The following is a 16,346-nucleotide window of genomic DNA, read 5'->3' on the forward strand; positions in this document are numbered from 1 at the left end:
AAATACGGTTCGCTATAATATATAACAAACTCACAATGTTTTAATTAACCTATTTTAGGTGGCTGCCAGATTTCCTTTAAACGGTCGGAAAGATAAGGGTCTGAATATTGAAACTGAGGATTCTTATTCGCTTTGTAATAAGAAAGTTCCAGACGCAGGTTTTTTGAAAAAGGGGTTTCAATAAAAGTAAAGCAGGCAATACAGGAAGAACAGCAATCATCATTGCATGACTTTGTTGTATCATTTTTACTGTCTTTTTTTGAGGAATGATTTTTACAGCAGTCACTCTTCTTTCCGGATTCTGCCTTGCAGCAGGTTTCCTGCATAGATTGAGCATAGAAGCTATCCTTAGGAACCAGGAAGATTCCCAAACAAAATACTATTGCCAATATGTGAAATAGCTTCATAGCTGCAAAAATACAAAATTTATGGTAAAGGATCACCAACTTTTAGAGAACAGTTGTGCCAAGGTTCTCCATGAGCAGGGTTTACTTTAGGTTTTTCTCCCATAGCCAGGTTCTGTGAAGCTGCCTGAGCCTGAACTTGTGCAGGGGTTGGAGTAGGAGTAACCTGTATGTTATTTTGTACCGATTGAGACTGAGATGCAGCAGCGGGCTTACTGCTCAAAGGTTGTCCTACGGGAATATCGCATCGGTGTCCGGGCTGTCCGTGTGGCGGGTTCATTCCAGGAGCTGTTTTTATGGGCTGAGCATTGTTATTTACAGCTACTTTTGCTGCAGTGCTTGGGTCAATCTGAATGGTATTGTTAGTTCCTACATTAATGTTTTGGGAAGCTGGAGTAGCAGCTGGCTGGCTGTTCAGAGGCTGTCCTACAGGAATATCACATCGGTGTCCTGGTTGTCCATGTGGAGGGTTCATGCCCGGAGCGGTAGCCATAGCAGCTGTTGCCGGACTGGATTGAATTCCCGCCTGATCCATCAACGAAACCTTTGGAGTATTATTGAGCGCTACAGAAGGCTGCTGAGAACCTGCCTCTTCTTTTAAATAAGTTGCTTTCTCATCTTTCTTACAAGATACAGCTAATATTGATACAGAGATCAAACCTAAAAACGTATTCTTCATATCCTTGATTGGGTATGAAACAAAATTAGCAAAACATTTTTAATTGTTTTGCTAATTTTATATTTATAATGCGATTTTTGAATTAATTTTTCACAAGAAGTCTGAATCCTTCTCCGTGAACATTGATAATCTCCAATCCTTCATCATCTTTCAACAGCTTACGAAGCTTGGCAATATATACGTCCATACTTCTTGCTGTAAAGTAATTTTCCTTTTTCCAGATCTTTCTCAGGGCAAGGTCTCTTGGCATGAAATCGTTTCTGTGGATGCAAAGAAGCTTCAACAGTTCGTTTTCTTTTGGAGAAAGCTTGTATTCTTTGTCTCCGACTTTCAGTTGTCTCAGCATAGAATCGAAGAAGATATTGCTGATTTTGAATTGCTCCTGCTCTTCATTTTCAAGAGTAGAGCTTCTTTGAAGGATAGCTTTGATCTTATATAAAAGAAGTTCTGTATCAAATGGTTTTGTGATATAGTCATCTGCTCCCAACTGGTACCCTTTAAGGATATCTTCTCTCATATTTCTTGCTGTAAGGAATATGATGGGTGTGTTTTTATCAATCTTTTTTACATCTTCCGCCAATGAAAATCCATCTTTTTTAGGCATCATTACGTCAAATATACAGATATCGAATTCATTTTCTGTAAATTCTTTCAATCCCTGTTCTCCATCAGTAGCAAGGGTTACTTCAAAATTATTGATTGTTAAATAATCTTTAAGCACCGCCCCGAAACTCTGATCGTCCTCTACTAATAATATTCTGTTGCTCATAACTTTTACTAATTAATAATTAACAATTAAGAATGAACTGTCTCACTCTCTCTTCTTATATTTTGTTTTTTTGGTTTCTTATTTTCTTATTAATGATGGTAGATAGTTATTTAATTCTATATTACCCATCACTCATCACTTACGTTTTATCCCATTGGCAGTTTAATAGTAAACGTGCTTCCTTTTCCTTTGTGGGAGTCTACAATAATCTGTCCTTTGTGCAGTTCTACAATTTTTTTTACATAGGAAAGTCCTAATCCCTGTCCTTTTACATTGTGAATATTTCCTGTTTCTTCTCTGAAGAACTTCTCAAAAATCTTTGTTTTATTCTGAGTTTCCATTCCCATTCCTTTATCTGAGATCTCGATCACGTACCAATGCCCTTCATTTCTGGTTTCTACATGAATCTCAGGTGCTTCTGGAGAATATTTGTTGGCATTATCCAATAAGTTCACCAGCATATTTGAGATGTGGAACTCATCAATTTTAAAATTATATTGAGTAGCATTGAACTGCTGGGTAAGAGTTCCGTTTCTCTGCTGTACTATCAGGTTGAAGGATTCTGTTGTCTTTTTAATCAGTTCTCTTACATTGGTTTCTTTCAGGAATAATTCAACCTCATTTCTTTCAAGTTTAGACATGTTCAGAACATTTTCCACCTGCTTTTTCATTCTCAGGTTTTCCTGTTTAATCAATTCTGAATAATATTTTACTTTATCCGGGTTAGTAGCAATTTTATCGTTCGCTAATGAGTCAGTTGCTACGGAAATAGTTGCCAGAGGGGTTTTGAATTCGTGAGACATATTGTTGATGAAGTCTGTTTTCACTTCAGCAAGTTTTTTCTGTCTCATCATATAATTAATAGAAATAATATAGATCCCAAGAATTGTAAGCAATGAAAGGAAAGTTCCTAAAAGCATAGGCCAGTTATTCATTGCCAGTGCATATTCCTTTTTAGGGAAAACTAAAGCCAGATTATATAATGTATTGTATTTTTTGTCAGTGAAAAGAGGGTAACTATAGGTATTGCTGTCCTTTTTTTCTTTGTAGGCTTTATTGGCAATACTGGTTAGCTTATTGTCTTTATCAACAATTCCATATCCAAATTTTGCAGTAATTCCTCTGATTTTCAATTCTTTGGTGATGACAGAATCAAGAGTGGCAGGATTTACTCTCTGTGCAATCGGTAAATTGTTACCATATACCTTTACAAACTCTTTTACTGCGTAATCTCCGGTTTCAATATCCTGATTGATGTCAGAGGTTAAAATTTCGCGGTTGGTAGTGTCTCTTTTTATTTTGTAGGCCGCCTCATCAGTATATAAAGTAGTAAGCTTTACAGAGTCTCCCTGTTTGGAGATGGGAAGCTGCGCGTTGGAAATAATATTCTTGGAATAGATGATCTGTCTCTGGGTTCCGGAATCTTCTACCTGTTGAATAGTCGTAAGAGAAGGGTTTTTGCTGTTGGCAAGGATGGTGTTTCTGTTATCCTTAGTCAGGTATTTATCAGCTTCAATTTCTTCAATTGTTTTTGAAGTATTTTCCAAAACGGAGTAAACTTTATTTGAAAAATCCTGTTCCAGTACGCCGTAATACCCTTTCAGCCAATAAAATTGGAGCGTTACAAAGACAATCAGTGAGATCGTCATAAACACCGAAATTATTGGGATGAATTTATTATTCATTATTTAATTATATATGTTTTGGAAAAATGAATGTTAAAATTAATTGTTTTAAGACTACGTAAACAAAAAACGAGCCAAAAAATTATGTTTTTTTTCTTAAAAGACTGTTTTTTAACAATTATTTATGAATTATTGATTACTTGTCATAGGAAAAGTCCTTTCTGTAAATAAAGACTTACCTTTAATCAAAATTATTACCTTATGGAATCTAATATCATTTTCAACAAAGATTTTGACTCAAAAAGTATCTATGTAATGAATATTTACAAAGCAGATGTTTCAAAAGTGTGGAACTATTTTACCCAGTCCGAATTATTGGACCAGTGGTGGGGCCCAAGACCCTGGAAATGCGAAACCGTAAAACAGGATTTTAAAGAAGGTGGCATTTGGCTCTATGCTATGGTAGGTCCGAATGGTGAAAAAGGATATTCACAATCTCAATATGGAGAAATTATAGAGCACAGAAGTTTTGACTGGACGAGTGCTTTCTGTAATGAAAACGGGGAAGTGAATGAAGATGCTCCAAGATCAAAATGGCTGATCGGTTTTACCGGAGTGGAGGAAGGAACAAAAGTAACCGTTAACATTCATTACCAATCTGAAGAAGTAATGAAAAGAATGCTTGATATGGGATTTGAAGAAGGTTTTAAAATGGGCCTCAGCCAGCTTAAGGAAATCATCGGATGATGTGAAATAAAAAAATGATGACAGATGGTTAGTTTTATGATATGAAAATAGGGTACCTCAATTGAAGTACCCTATTTAATAAAATATGGAATAAAAATGTTTTGTGTTGAAGGCTTATAGTTTTTCTATGCTGATAAAGGTTCCGTCTGTAGGAACAATTTTGTAGACATCGGCAACAGTCAGGATAGAAACCCCGCCTGAAACCTGCACTTTAAGCTTATCCCCTTTGTCGAACATCGCCAGAAACTCCATTGTTCCCACTCTGTTGGCTCCGGCTGTTATCAGGATGGCTTCATTTAAAGGAACATCATTTCGGGCAAGTGTTGCTCCGTTTTTTAAAGCCCTGAAAGAAATTACAGGCGGACTTACGTGGAGACCTGAAGTTTTTACCTTTAAACTGATCAGAATTTTATAAAACCCCGATTCCTTAAATGTGAAATTGCTGAAGTCATTATTCACAGTTCCATGAGGGTCAATAATGCCAAGTTTATCTCCGTCCAAAGTATTGTTATAGAATCCAAAAGGCACATCTTTTTCTCCACATCCGATAAGGACACAGCCTACAGATGGAAAATCACTTTCAATGGTTGCCGGATTCATACTGGCACGAGTGGTTCTTCCGCCGGATTCATAAAACGTTGGCTTCCATTGCTCTCCATCATATACAACAACACGCTGAATATCTTTTCTGTACATAATCATTCCCTGCATAGAAAAGTCTTTATCAAAGTGATTAGGTTGATTGGCATTGTACAATGGTAGCTCAGTTTCATTGTTTACTGTTGGGATCATCATTCCTTTAGATCTTGCTGAATTATCTTCTGTATTCACAACACTGAACATGGAGTTGGGACTTGGATTGGTTGCGCTCCCAATAATAACCTGAGAAAATGCCATTTTGGCTGTCATTAAAAGGGCGGCGATATATATTTTCTTTCTCATGTTAATTTAATTTTTCTATATAGATGAAAGTATCTCTATCATTCATTTTAAAATTCACGCCAGCTCCCACATTTAATCCAGTGTCTGCCTGTATACCAGCTCTTAAACGGATCTGATCTCCTGCATGCAGATACTTTGTAGTGGAAAAATTATTTACAGAATTTGCGCTTCCTGCCGTTACCAGCAAGCCGTAAAGCAGAAAGCTGTTTTCATGAATTTTTTGCCATCCCTCTGCTGTGGCACTGATATACAGAGCCTGTAGCGAAATAATGGTTGCTGCGTTTCCTACAGACAGACCACCGGCACTGCTTGTTTTTATAGACGGATTGATTCTATAAAAGCCATCTGCCGGAATTGTAATTTCTCCATTAGCATTTACTGTAACACCTAAATTATTTACGTTATTTCTATCAAAATCGTTTAAAATATTAAAATGCAAAGTGGGACGGGCTGTAATTCCTAATACATTGGCAACAGATACATCGGCCGCATTGGACCCAAGAATACTTACATTTTTATAATTCTTAATGCTCCTTTCTGTTGCAGCAATCCATCTATAGCCGTCATATTTTACCACATCTCTAATTTCCTTGTTATAAAATATTAAACCATTATCTTCGGGCTTGTTTTCATACAGATCCAGGTGGGCCGCATTATAATTTGGAAGTTCAGTATGGTTTTCAACAACAGGAAGCATAATTCCTTTAGTATTGTGTTCTATCTGTAAAGCTGCTCTCGGATGAACAGTTTCAGGTTTGTTGCCTATTTTTATCTGAGCAAATCCCAGAGTGCTTGCAGCTGTTATAATAAAGACTTGGAGTGTAATCGTTTTTCTGATCATTTTAATCACTTACTTTGGTGAACATTATTTCTCTTGGGTAGTATTGGGCAATATTAGCATTAGCTGCTGCAGTAAGGGTAACTACTACAGACACTGTGGCTAACGGAGAATGTATTCTTGAGACGATATAATCTCCCGGATTCAAACGCATTCTTGTAGTAGTGAAGGCAGCGGTATTGGTATCTCCACCAATTCCCAGAATGCCATAATAGTCAGGGAAGAATGTGGTAAGCTTTACTTCGTTATAACTTCCATCGCCTTGTTTAAGATAGGCTCTAAGTTGATACTGAGGACCACTTGTAAGTGATACGGCTCCACCTGTTTTGGAAGGAACATTCAGATAGATGTCATAAACTCCGGCTTCATTAATAACAAATTTAGCATTATCAAAGTTCTTATCTCCATAAAGACCGCCTCCGGCTACTATTGCCGTTTCTCTCCTTATATTAAGATTGTTATAAGATTGTTTACCATCAACAGGAGCTCCAAAGCTAAGCCCTACATGCCGGCCACATCCAAGGAGTACACATACGACACTGGTTTCTTCATCTGCCGTGGATAAAAATCTGGACTGTTTTAGTTTAAATTCGGCAGCAGTGGGCTCATTGTTCCATTTTCCTCCGTCATAGGAATAAAATGTAGCATGTGTTTTTTCGAACATCATCATTCCTGCCATTTCACTATCTGAGCTGGTAGAACTATATAATGGAAGATTTTCAGGAGCTGATACTTCAGGGAGCATCATCCCGTAATTTTTTCCTTCATATTTTCCGTCTACCTTTAAAATGGCCTTATTGTGAATTTCGACAGCTGGATTTTTCGAAATACCTACTTGTGAAAAGGCCATGCTGACAAAGAGCAACATTAAAGAAGCGCTGATTTTTTTCATGGTTTGATTTCTATTTAAATTTTAATCTGTTTTTATTCAGAAGATTTTTTTGAAATACATAGTTTTTTCAGTCCTTAGTTTTTTTTATTTTTTTTCAAGATTTATCCTGCCCGGCTCATGACGAGTCAGGATATCATTTTTTTGTTGTGTCTTTTCCAGCGCTATTCACCAAGTGTAAGCCTGAAGAAATTAACCATAGTATTCTGAGGGAAATTGACCATAGTAACAGGTCAATAGAATGTGGTCTGGCAGTCCCTAAATTACAAATCTAATATGGAATATACCCGGCTAATCCTGAAAATTTATAAGAAATGAATATGAATTTTATGAAAATAGAATGTAATGGTTTGGGAATGAATTGGTTTAAAATTTTAATTAAAAATAAAAAATTAAAATAATTTTTAAATAACAGTTTTATTTTTGTTTAAAAAAAATAGAGACAAGTTTTTAGCTTGTCTCTATTTGTATAAAATCGATAGTGTTTTAGGTGGATTTTGCTAATAATGATATGATTTCATTATTAAATGTTTAAATAATTGCGTTTTGGACTTTAAATCAGTTCTTCTTCCTGAAAGTACTGAATAATTGCTTTTTTCATAAGCAAGGTCTGCTCATTAGGCTTTAATTCCGGAAGATCTTCCAATTTATCAAACTGTGGCCACCCGTCTTCATAATGGGTGAATTTGTAATATCCAAAAGGCTCAAGGAGTCTGCAAACAGCAATGTGGATCAGATTTACTTTGTCTTCTTTTGTATATTTTTGTTGACCGCTGCCCAGTTCCTGTAATCCTATTAAGAATAATAAGGTCTCAATAGGCGGGTTCTTCTCGGTCTGGAAATTATCTTCAAAAAACTGTTCTATTTTTTTCCAATATTCAGATTCGTTCATATAATTGACAAATGATAAATTAATTTTATTCGTATTTAATCTTTTCTTGTTCTTACAAGCTGCTCTCAAATTTATTAATTGGACATTTTACCCTTTATTATCAATTTTCAGCAAAAATGCATATTCCAGTGCGTCCTCTTTCAGAGATTCAAATCTTCCACTTGCGCCGCCATGACCTGAGCTCATATCTGTTTTAAAGATCAGAATATTATTGTCTGTCTTTAACGCTCTGAGTTTGGCCGTCCATTTAGCAGGTTCCCAATATTGTACCTGAGAATCATGGAATCCTGTAGTGATAAGGATATGTGGATAATCCTTGGCTTCAACATTATCGTAAGGAGAATAATCTTTCATATAATGATAATACTCTTCATCATTAGGATTTCCCCATTCATCATATTCCCCGGTTGTTAAAGGGATTGTATCATCCAACATTGTAGTGACAACATCCACAAAAGGAACCTGTGCTACAATACCATTGAATAATTGAGGCTCATAATTAACAACAGCGCCTACCAGAAGTCCTCCGGCACTTCCTCCCATCGCGTACATATGTCTGGATGAAGTGTAGTTTTCTTTAATAAGGTATTTTCCTGCATCAATAAAATCGAAGAAGGTGTTTTTCTTGGATAACATTTTTCCATCCTCATACCATTCTCTTCCCAGATATTCTCCACCACGGATATGAGCAATGGCGTAAATAAAACCTCGATCAAGAAGGGATAATCTTACATTTGAAAAGCTAGCATCCACGGTGTGTCCATAGCTGCCATAACCATATAATAAAAGAGGAGTATCTGCTGATTTTTTTGTGTCTTTATGGTATACCAATGAAATAGGGATTTTTGTTTCTCCATCTCTGGAGTTTGCCCATATTCTTTCTGAAATATAATTTTCCGGGAAGAACTTGCCACCTAAAACCTCTTGTTGTTTCAGAAGTTTTGTGGTTTTATCTTTCATGTTGTACTCATATGTAGAACCAGGCTGAGTAAGGGAAGTGTAACCGTAGCGCAGAACTTCAGTGTCAAACTCCAGGTTAATTCCAATGTAAGCTGTATAAGTTGGATCCGAGAAAGGAAGATAGTAAGACTCTTGGGTTTTCTCATCAATAATTTTGATTTGAAGCAGTCCTTTTTCTCTTTCTTCGAGAACAAGATACTCTTTGAAGATTTCAAAACCTTCCAGTAAAACTTCAGCACGGTGAGGGATGACGTCTACCCAATTTTCCATACCGCAGTTGTCAATTTTTGTTTTTACAATTTTGAAGTTGGTAGCCCCATCTGCATTTGTAATGATGTAAAACTCGTCCTCATAATGTTCTACAGAATATTCAAGATCATCAATTCTTGGCTGAATAACTTTCCAGTCTGCAAAAACATTGTCAGCAGGAATAAAATGATGTTCATCAGAAATGGTGCTTGAGCTTGCGATGAAAATGTATTGTAAAGATTTTGTTTTAAAGACATTCACATCAAAGGTCTCATCCTTCTCATGGAAAATCAGGACGTCTTCTGATGCATCAGTTCCTAATTTATGTCTGTAAACCTGAAATGCGCGAAGGCTTTTATCTTTTCTGATGTAAAATACATGTTGATTGTCATTGGCCCAAACGACCTTTCCTGTGGTGTTTAAGATCTTATCGGGAAGGATTTCTCCAGTCTTTAAATTTTTAAATTTTAAAGTATAGATTCTTCTTCCTACATTGTCTGAAGAAAAAGAAGCCAGCTGGTTATCGGGGCTTACTGCAACGCTTCCTACTTCAAAGAAATCTTCTCCTTCCGCTAAAACATTCACGTTAAGTATAACCTCTTCTTCGTGGTCAAGGCTTTGATACTTTCTGCAGAAGATAGGATATTCTTTTCCTTCCTCGTAGCGTACAATATACCAATATTCATTAAAGAAATAAGGAAGAGATTCGTCATCCTTTTTATAACGGGCTTTCATCTCTTCAAAAAGCTCTTCCTGAAGCTCTTCAGTATCTTTCATTATAAATTCTTCGTAAGCATTTTCTTCTTCAAGATATTGAATGACTTCTGGATTTTCCCTTTCATTAAGCCAGAAGTAATTGTCTATTCTTCTGTCACCGTGTGTTTCTAGTATTTTTTCTATTTTTTTTGCCTGTGGAGCTTTCATCAGAATATTTTATTTTTTGTACGTTATGATATGCTTTATGACAACATACTATTCAATGTTAATTTTTGTTCAAATGTAGTTAAAAAAAAACCATCTTTCCTTTACTGAAAAGATGGTTGAGTTTATTTTTTGTATTAAAGACTATTTGTGCAGTGCTTTAATGTATTTTTCAAGGGCCATGGTCATGGAAGGTGTTTCCTTCGTAGGAGCCATTAGGTCTACTTTTAATCCTGCCTCTTCTGCAGCAGCTAAAGTAGTGTTTCCAAAAACACCGATCTTTGTTTCATCCTGATTGAAGTCTGGGAAATTCTGTTGCAGAGACTTGATGCCTTGCGGACTGAAGAAGATCAGCATATCATAATCTTTAATGTTGATATCCGTTAGATCGCTGCATACAGTACGGTACATAATAGCTCTTGTCCATTCTACGTTGGCAGAATCTAAAGTTTTTACAATATCCGGACTTAAAACATCTGAAGATGGTAACAAATACTTTTCAGTAGGAAATTTCTTGAACAGAGGAAGCAGATCTGAGAAGTTTTTCTCCCCAAAGCTGATCTTTCTTTTTCTGTATACAATGTGCTTCTGAAGATAGTTGGCAATGGCTTCCGACTGGCAGATGTATCTCATTGTATCCGGAACTGCAAAACGCAACTCTTCTGCAAGTCTGAAGTAATGGTCAATAGCATTCTTACTGGTAAAAATGATACCGGTATATTGCGTCAGATCTATTTTCTGAGTTCTGAGCTCTTTATTGTCAACCCCTTCGACGTGGATAAATGGACGGAAATCAATCTTTATTTTTTCCTTCTTCGCTATATCCAGATATGGTGAAGACTCACTAGGCGCTGGTTGAGAAACCAATATAGACTTTATTCTCATCTTTGACTTTATTAAAAAAATAACAACTTCCAAAGCAGTAATAATGGTGCGATTTGGAGCGTGCAAATATACAAAAATTTATAATACCATTTCTCCGGAAGAATCTTGTTCTTGTGAAATAAATAGAAAAAAACTTTGAAAATGAATACAAAAGAGAAGAAAGAGAAATAGTATAAGAACATTTTATTTCTGTCGATAGGGAAGTAATAATGGGTAATACACAAAATTATCAGTAAAAAAGACAGGATAAAATAAAATTTGGTGGCGGTGAAATAAAAAATAGTCCATTTTTTTCCGTCCCCTATACTTTGGTAAAATAAAAATCCTAAAGCTGATTTTATCAAATAAAAAAATATAACCACCAGCAAGGTGTAGCCAAATTTATTGAGCTGGTATCCCAAAATATGCAGATCTGCAATAAACTTAGGAACTATCGGAATATACTGAGAGATCAGTACAGATAAAGTAAGCGTAATGACACAGGAGGTAATCATCCAGCTCGGAAGGTTATTGCTTGCATCAAAATACTTTTGAAGCAGAAAATCTTTAAGACTGGCATCCCTTTCTATAATGTTCATCATAAAAACATATAAAAAGATACAGCCTATAAGTATAAAAATTACCCAATCGTTATTCTCAGGTATTCTTACATGATTGATGTAGTTTGGTGATGACGGCAAATTTTAAGTTTTTTATTTTTTTATTTAACTATAAATAACACAACTTGGCATAGAATTTCTTTATTGCTTCATCTGTTAAATCTAATCTTACAACACATTTTTCATAGATTACATTGGAGGTTCAAAACGGCAGAAACCCATTTTTGTCTTACCCCGGAATCTTTGAAAAATATTTTTGCAAAATTATAGATTATTTTGTATAAAATAAAAAGGTTAAATAAACTATCTTTGCAAACTGAAATGAAAAAACTCGTCATCATCCCAACGTATAACGAAAAGGAAAATATTGAAAATATTATTTCCGCAGTTTTTGCATTGGAGGACGACTTTCATATCTTAGTGGTAGATGATTCTTCTCCGGACGGAACAGCGGATGTAGTAAAGGAATTACAGAAGAAATATCCGCATTATCTGCATCTTTCAATAAGGCACATTAAAGATGGTTTAGGGAAAGCTTATATTCATGGGTTTAAATGGGCAATAGAAAATAAATACGACTATATTTTTGAAATGGATGCCGATTTTTCGCATAATCCTAATGATCTGCCTAAACTTTTTGAAGCATGCCTGAACGCAGATATGGCCATTGGTTCCCGTTACTCAAAAGGGGTGAACGTTGTCAACTGGCCGATGGGAAGAGTATTGCTGTCTTATTTTGCTTCAAAATATGTGAGATTTATTCTGGGACTTCCTATCCATGATACCACAGCCGGTTTTGTTTGCTTTTCACGAAAAGTATTGGAGGAAATCGGATTGGATAATGTAAAGCTTAAAGGATATGGATTCCAGATAGAAATGAAATTCAGAGCCTTTAAAAAAGGTTTCAGAATTGTAGAAGTTCCTATTATATTTACCAACAGGATTTTAGGAGAAAGCAAAATGAACGGTGGAATTATCCATGAAGCTGTTTTTGGTGTTTTAAATTTAAAATGGAAGTCAATCATCAATAGATTATAAATAAAGCATGACCAATTCTTCCAATACAAAATATAAAAATAAGCTGATGAAAAAACTGATCCTTGTTTTTGTTTTTCTGGGGCTGATTTCATGTGGCGATTATATTGATAAGCCCAAAAACCTGGTTGATCAGGATGTGATGGCAGAAGTTATCGCCGATCTTGTGATAAACGATCAGGCTAATTTTATGTATCAGAACCGAAACATGGAAGCTGGTACAAGATTTATTTTAAAATCCCATAATATAAAACCTGATGATTTTGTTGAGAGTTTCAAATATTATGTGATTAAAGAAGAAATGGAGGGCATAGCGAATGATGCACAGCAGATTCTACTGAAAAAAGATCCCAAAGCGGAAAAATATGTAAAAGATAAGCTGAAGCAGACTGAATTGGGAATGCCTCAAAAATAAATAATGATGAAGCGGGTTTACCCGGACAATGATAATCGCTGATCGCAGCGAGCTAAAAAAGTGTACAGATGAAATTTTTTAATATCGAAAAAACCTCTGAAGGAAAAGCCAGGGCAGGGGAGATTACTACAGATCACGGGAAGATTCAAACTCCTATTTTTATGCCGGTAGGAACTGTTGCAAGTGTGAAAACAGTTCATCAGAGAGAATTAAAAGAAGACATTAAAGCTCAGATCATTCTGGGAAATACTTACCACCTTTATCTTCGCCCAGGAATGGAAACGATGCAGGATGCCGGTGGTTTGCATAAATTCATGAACTGGGACCTTCCTATTCTTACCGATTCTGGAGGCTTTCAGGTGTTCTCGTTAGCGAGCAACAGAAAAATGACAGAAGAAGGAGCAAGATTCAAATCCCATATTGACGGAAGCTACCATATGTTCTCTCCGGAAAGATCAATGGAAATCCAAAGACAGATTGGAGCAGATATTTTCATGGCTTTTGATGAATGTACCCCTTATCCTTGTGATTATAATCAGGCGAAATCATCCATGGAGCTTACCCACCGCTGGCTGAAAAGATGTATTGAATGGACTAATAATAATCCTGAATTATATGGGCATAAGCAAAGACTTTTCCCAATTGTTCAGGGATCTACCTATTCTGACTTAAGAAAAATTTCTGCGGAGGTAATTTCTGAAGCAGGTGCTGAAGGAAATGCCATCGGAGGACTTTCTGTAGGAGAGCCTGAAGAAGAAATGTACAGAATTACTGATGAAGTAACAGACATCCTTCCAAAAGAAAAACCAAGATACCTGATGGGAGTGGGAACCCCTTGGAATATCCTGGAATCTATCGGATTGGGCATTGATATGATGGATTGCGTTATGCCTACAAGAAATGCCAGAAATGCAATGCTTTTCACATGGCAAGGGGTAATGAATCTTAAAAACGAAAAATGGAAGCGTGATTTCTCGCCTTTGGATGAGTTCGGAACCAGCTTTGTAGACCGTGAATATTCAAAAGCGTATCTTCGTCACTTGTTTGTTTCTAAGGAATATCTGGCGAAACAGATTGCATCCATCCATAATCTTGCGTTTTACCTTGACCTGGTAAAAGTAGCAAGAGAGCATATCATAGCAGGAGACTTCTATGAGTGGAAAAATTCTGTAGTCCCTGTTCTTAGACAAAGACTGTAAAGACCTATGCTTAAGATTGTAGACAGATATATCATTAAAAAATACCTTGGAACTTTTAGTTTCATGCTGGTACTATTGTCTATAGTGGTACTTGTTATTGATGTTCAGCAGAAGATCCCAAGGATAGAAAATGCAAAAGCTCTTGATCCCAAATTAGATCTTGGGTATTTCCTGATTCATTTTTATCCTTTCTGGATCATCAACCTTGTGGTAACATTCCTATCCATTCTGGTGTTTATCACCGTGATCTATTTCACATCCAGAATGGCCAATAATACGGAAATCGTGGCTATTATCAGTAGTGGTGCCAGTTTTCACAGGTTTTCGAAACCTTATCTGTATACTTCAATTCTTATTGCATTGATAGCGCTGGTGGTGTATCATTTGGTACTTCCCTGGGCCAATATCAAGAAAAATGAACTGGAGGCCTATACTTATAATGCTGCTAATAAAGAAAAAATCCTTGGAACTGCTCCAGCCTCTTCACAGTTGAGCAGAACTGAATATATCTTTGTAGATTCCTGGAACAAAAGAGAAAAAAGAGGTTCCAGCTTCGTATATCAAAAGTTCGATACCCACAGAAAAATGGTGTACGAATTAAAAGCGAGTGAAGTATATTGGGATCAGAATAAAAAGCAGTTTGTTTTAAATAATTATCTTGAAAAAACCATCAATAAAGACAATACAGAAAAGCTGAATAATGGAATAGAGCTTAGGAAAAACTACAGCCATTCCCCTGAAGAGCTTTTCCCCAATGAGCTTTTAGGACAAAATAAAACAACACCTGAACTTTTAAAATTCATAGAAAGAGAAAAAGCCAGAGGAAACAGTAACCTGAATTCTTATCTGAATGAACTTCATCAGAGGACTTCAATGCCTGTATCTATTATTATTCTGACCTTTCTTGCGCTTTCCCTGTCTTCTCAAAAAAAGAGAGGAGGTTTGGGAATAAACCTTGCGATCGGGATCTCACTGGCCTTCCTTTTTGTCTTCTCATTTGAAGCTTTAAAAGTTGTTTCAGAGAATAAAAGTTTATCTCCGGCTCTGGCGATGTGGCTGCCTAATTTGGTGTTCCTTCCGCTTACCCTTTATCTTTATATTAAAAGAGCCAATCAGTAAAGGAGTTTTATTTCTTTGTGGTAGAAAGAACGAAGACCATCATTTTCCAATTCGATCCAAAGTTCACCTTTTTCATCTGCATTGCGGATGATGCCATTTTGTCTCTCTTTTTCAATTTCAAAGACTGAGATCTCGTCTTTGCGGAATAAATTGGTATTGAAACGGTCCAGAATCTCCTGGTCAGAAGGAATATTTTTTAGTTTTTCTGAAAGGAATTCATGAAAATTTAAGCTCAGGTCTTCGAGGTTGAATTCCTTGCCAGTCTGCGTCAGGAGCGATCCTGCGTTTGATATTTCTTCAAATTTGTCCTGAAGGATATTGATTCCGGTTCCAATAATGAAATAATTATTTTGATTAATTTTTTTCTTTTCGATCAAAATTCCAACGATTTTTTTACCTTTAAGGATAATATCATTCGGCCATTTGATTTTTACGTCATTATCAGCCAAATTGGCAAGGAAATCCCTTACAAGAATTGCGGTATAATAATTGAATATAAAGTCGGAGCACAAGATGTTTTGAGTATTCACTGCCAGCGTATAAGCCAGGTTTTTTCCGGAGGTAGGAGTCCAGACATTTCCATACTGACCGCGGCCTTTAGTTTGATTGAAAGTATGCAATCCTATAAAATCTGAATTTTCGTAAAGTAAAAACTTTGATATTTCGTCATTAGTAGAAGAACATTCTTTCAGATAGAAGAGTTGACTCATTTAAGAAAACTTTAAGACATTAAGGGGGTAAAAGTAAGGTTAAAGTAAAGAAAAAACAATAAATTTGCAGATTATAGTAATTTTTTAATGAATAAAACAGCAGAAAAACAAGCACTAATAGATAAAATCGTTGAAGCACTTCAAGATGTAAAGGGGGAAGATATTATGATCTTTGATCTTTCAAACATTGAAAACTCAGTAGCGGAAACGTTCGTAATATGTAGCGGTAACTCGAATACACAGGTTGCAGCATTAGCTGGAAGTGTAGAGAAAAAAGTAAGAAACGATCTGAAAGACAGACCTTGGCACGTTGAAGGTACAGAAAATGCAATGTGGGTATTGGTAGATTATGTTTCGGTAGTGGTTCACATTTTCCAGAAAGATGTACGTGAATATTACGATATCGAAGAACTTTGGGGTGACGCAGTCATTACCAGAATTGAAAATGAATAATAAAAATTTTAAAAAG

General features: G+C 36.0%; 18 protein-coding genes. 6 read left to right on the forward strand and 12 right to left on the reverse strand.

Translation table 11 applies throughout. The features are described from left to right. Positions 1-44 precede the first annotated feature (44 nt). The 4 genes from BBH99_RS08185 to BBH99_RS08200 form a co-directional block, all read right to left on the reverse strand. Positions 45-407: a hypothetical protein gene (locus BBH99_RS08185; RefSeq protein WP_066694443.1), complete on the reverse strand. Its 363-nt coding sequence runs from the start codon at positions 405-407 to the stop codon at positions 45-47. 19 nt (positions 408-426) lie between these two features. Further along, a complete protein-coding gene (locus BBH99_RS08190; protein ID WP_066694446.1) occupies positions 427-1,083 on the reverse strand; it encodes a hypothetical protein in 657 nt (218 codons plus the stop codon). A gap of 82 nt (positions 1,084-1,165) precedes the next feature. Further along, positions 1,166-1,852, reverse strand: coding sequence for a response regulator transcription factor (locus BBH99_RS08195; protein WP_002982671.1), 687 nt, complete (start codon positions 1,850-1,852; stop codon positions 1,166-1,168). Between the two features lie 146 nt (positions 1,853-1,998). Beyond that, positions 1,999-3,537, reverse strand: a complete 1,539-nt coding sequence (locus tag BBH99_RS08200) for a sensor histidine kinase (protein ID WP_066694448.1) — start codon at positions 3,535-3,537, stop codon at positions 1,999-2,001. A 201-nt stretch (positions 3,538-3,738) separates the two neighbouring features. Between BBH99_RS08200 and BBH99_RS08205 the strand changes: the two genes are divergently transcribed. Next, complete coding sequence (locus tag BBH99_RS08205; RefSeq protein ID WP_066694453.1) at positions 3,739-4,224, forward strand: SRPBCC family protein; 486 nt, start codon at positions 3,739-3,741, stop codon at positions 4,222-4,224. Between the two features lie 114 nt (positions 4,225-4,338). Here the strand turns inward: BBH99_RS08205 and BBH99_RS08210 are convergent, their stop codons facing one another. From BBH99_RS08210 to BBH99_RS08240, 7 genes are all read right to left on the reverse strand, one after another. Next, positions 4,339-5,166 (reverse strand): hypothetical protein, encoded by an 828-nt coding sequence (locus BBH99_RS08210; RefSeq protein ID WP_066694459.1) that lies wholly within the window; start codon positions 5,164-5,166, stop codon positions 4,339-4,341. A 1-nt stretch (position 5,167) separates the two neighbouring features. Then, complete coding sequence (locus BBH99_RS08215; RefSeq protein WP_066694462.1) at positions 5,168-6,007, reverse strand: hypothetical protein; 840 nt, start codon at positions 6,005-6,007, stop codon at positions 5,168-5,170. A gap of 1 nt (position 6,008) precedes the next feature. Then, entirely contained in the window at positions 6,009-6,896 is an 888-nt protein-coding gene (locus BBH99_RS08220; RefSeq protein ID WP_123873071.1) for a hypothetical protein, read from the reverse strand. 550 nt (positions 6,897-7,446) lie between these two features. Next, a complete protein-coding gene (locus BBH99_RS08225) occupies positions 7,447-7,785 on the reverse strand; it encodes a hypothetical protein (protein ID WP_066694474.1) in 339 nt (112 codons plus the stop codon). A gap of 87 nt (positions 7,786-7,872) precedes the next feature. Further along, positions 7,873-9,918, reverse strand: a complete 2,046-nt coding sequence (locus tag BBH99_RS08230) for a S9 family peptidase (protein WP_066694477.1) — start codon at positions 9,916-9,918, stop codon at positions 7,873-7,875. 141 nt (positions 9,919-10,059) lie between these two features. Next, the gene (locus BBH99_RS08235; RefSeq protein WP_066694556.1) at positions 10,060-10,800 is read right to left on the reverse strand and encodes a uroporphyrinogen-III synthase; all 741 of its coding nucleotides are present in this window, start codon (positions 10,798-10,800) and stop codon (positions 10,060-10,062) included. An 11-nt stretch (positions 10,801-10,811) separates the two neighbouring features. Then, entirely contained in the window at positions 10,812-11,480 is a 669-nt protein-coding gene (locus BBH99_RS08240) for a DUF4271 domain-containing protein (RefSeq protein ID WP_083188782.1), read from the reverse strand. Between the two features lie 240 nt (positions 11,481-11,720). Between BBH99_RS08240 and BBH99_RS08245 the strand changes: the two genes are divergently transcribed. The 4 genes from BBH99_RS08245 (at position 11,721) to BBH99_RS08260 (ending at position 15,167) form a co-directional block, all read left to right on the forward strand. Further along, complete coding sequence (locus BBH99_RS08245; RefSeq protein WP_066694479.1) at positions 11,721-12,437, forward strand: polyprenol monophosphomannose synthase; 717 nt, start codon at positions 11,721-11,723, stop codon at positions 12,435-12,437. A gap of 46 nt (positions 12,438-12,483) precedes the next feature. Then, positions 12,484-12,849, forward strand: coding sequence for a DUF4296 domain-containing protein (locus tag BBH99_RS08250; RefSeq protein ID WP_066694563.1), 366 nt, complete (start codon positions 12,484-12,486; stop codon positions 12,847-12,849). A 68-nt stretch (positions 12,850-12,917) separates the two neighbouring features. Continuing rightward, complete coding sequence (gene tgt, locus BBH99_RS08255) at positions 12,918-14,048, forward strand: tRNA guanosine(34) transglycosylase Tgt (RefSeq protein ID WP_002982698.1); 1,131 nt, start codon at positions 12,918-12,920, stop codon at positions 14,046-14,048. Between the two features lie 6 nt (positions 14,049-14,054). After that, positions 14,055-15,167: an LptF/LptG family permease gene (locus tag BBH99_RS08260; RefSeq protein WP_066694490.1), complete on the forward strand. Its 1,113-nt coding sequence runs from the start codon at positions 14,055-14,057 to the stop codon at positions 15,165-15,167. Here BBH99_RS08260 and BBH99_RS08265 read toward each other — a convergent pair. Further along, complete coding sequence (locus tag BBH99_RS08265; protein ID WP_066694493.1) at positions 15,161-15,877, reverse strand: biotin--[acetyl-CoA-carboxylase] ligase; 717 nt, start codon at positions 15,875-15,877, stop codon at positions 15,161-15,163. The genes BBH99_RS08260 and BBH99_RS08265 overlap by 7 nt on opposite strands. An 87-nt stretch (positions 15,878-15,964) precedes the next feature. Between BBH99_RS08265 and rsfS the strand changes: the two genes are divergently transcribed. Beyond that, positions 15,965-16,330: a ribosome silencing factor gene (gene rsfS / locus BBH99_RS08270; RefSeq protein WP_065400154.1), complete on the forward strand. Its 366-nt coding sequence runs from the start codon at positions 15,965-15,967 to the stop codon at positions 16,328-16,330. Positions 16,331-16,346 lie beyond the last annotated feature (16 nt).

Source organism: Chryseobacterium contaminans, assembly GCF_001684955.1.
Classification (GTDB): Bacteria; Bacteroidota; Bacteroidia; order Flavobacteriales; family Weeksellaceae; genus Chryseobacterium; species Chryseobacterium contaminans.

What these genes read in the sequence shown, in the direction of transcription:
- tgt (WP_002982698.1), top strand. Translation starts at nt 12,918, where the DNA reads ATGAAATTTTTTAATATCGAAAAAACCTCTGAAGGAAAAGCCAGGGCA.
- BBH99_RS08220 (WP_123873071.1), bottom strand. Translation starts at nt 6,896, where the DNA reads ATGAAAAAAATCAGCGCTTCTTTAATGTTGCTCTTTGTCAGCATGGCC.
- rsfS (WP_065400154.1), top strand. Translation starts at nt 15,965, where the DNA reads ATGAATAAAACAGCAGAAAAACAAGCACTAATAGATAAAATCGTTGAA.
- BBH99_RS08230 (WP_066694477.1), bottom strand. Translation starts at nt 9,918, where the DNA reads ATGAAAGCTCCACAGGCAAAAAAAATAGAAAAAATACTAGAAACACAC.
- BBH99_RS08195 (WP_002982671.1), bottom strand. Translation starts at nt 1,852, where the DNA reads ATGAGCAACAGAATATTATTAGTAGAGGACGATCAGAGTTTCGGGGCG.
- BBH99_RS08210 (WP_066694459.1), bottom strand. Translation starts at nt 5,166, where the DNA reads ATGAGAAAGAAAATATATATCGCCGCCCTTTTAATGACAGCCAAAATG.
- BBH99_RS08245 (WP_066694479.1), top strand. Translation starts at nt 11,721, where the DNA reads ATGAAAAAACTCGTCATCATCCCAACGTATAACGAAAAGGAAAATATT.
- BBH99_RS08200 (WP_066694448.1), bottom strand. Translation starts at nt 3,537, where the DNA reads ATGAATAATAAATTCATCCCAATAATTTCGGTGTTTATGACGATCTCA.
- BBH99_RS08235 (WP_066694556.1), bottom strand. Translation starts at nt 10,800, where the DNA reads ATGAGAATAAAGTCTATATTGGTTTCTCAACCAGCGCCTAGTGAGTCT.
- BBH99_RS08250 (WP_066694563.1), top strand. Translation starts at nt 12,484, where the DNA reads ATGAAAAAACTGATCCTTGTTTTTGTTTTTCTGGGGCTGATTTCATGT.
- BBH99_RS08185 (WP_066694443.1), bottom strand. Translation starts at nt 407, where the DNA reads ATGAAGCTATTTCACATATTGGCAATAGTATTTTGTTTGGGAATCTTC.
- BBH99_RS08265 (WP_066694493.1), bottom strand. Translation starts at nt 15,877, where the DNA reads ATGAGTCAACTCTTCTATCTGAAAGAATGTTCTTCTACTAATGACGAA.
- BBH99_RS08225 (WP_066694474.1), bottom strand. Translation starts at nt 7,785, where the DNA reads ATGAACGAATCTGAATATTGGAAAAAAATAGAACAGTTTTTTGAAGAT.
- BBH99_RS08205 (WP_066694453.1), top strand. Translation starts at nt 3,739, where the DNA reads ATGGAATCTAATATCATTTTCAACAAAGATTTTGACTCAAAAAGTATC.
- BBH99_RS08215 (WP_066694462.1), bottom strand. Translation starts at nt 6,007, where the DNA reads ATGATCAGAAAAACGATTACACTCCAAGTCTTTATTATAACAGCTGCA.
- BBH99_RS08260 (WP_066694490.1), top strand. Translation starts at nt 14,055, where the DNA reads ATGCTTAAGATTGTAGACAGATATATCATTAAAAAATACCTTGGAACT.
- BBH99_RS08190 (WP_066694446.1), bottom strand. Translation starts at nt 1,083, where the DNA reads ATGAAGAATACGTTTTTAGGTTTGATCTCTGTATCAATATTAGCTGTA.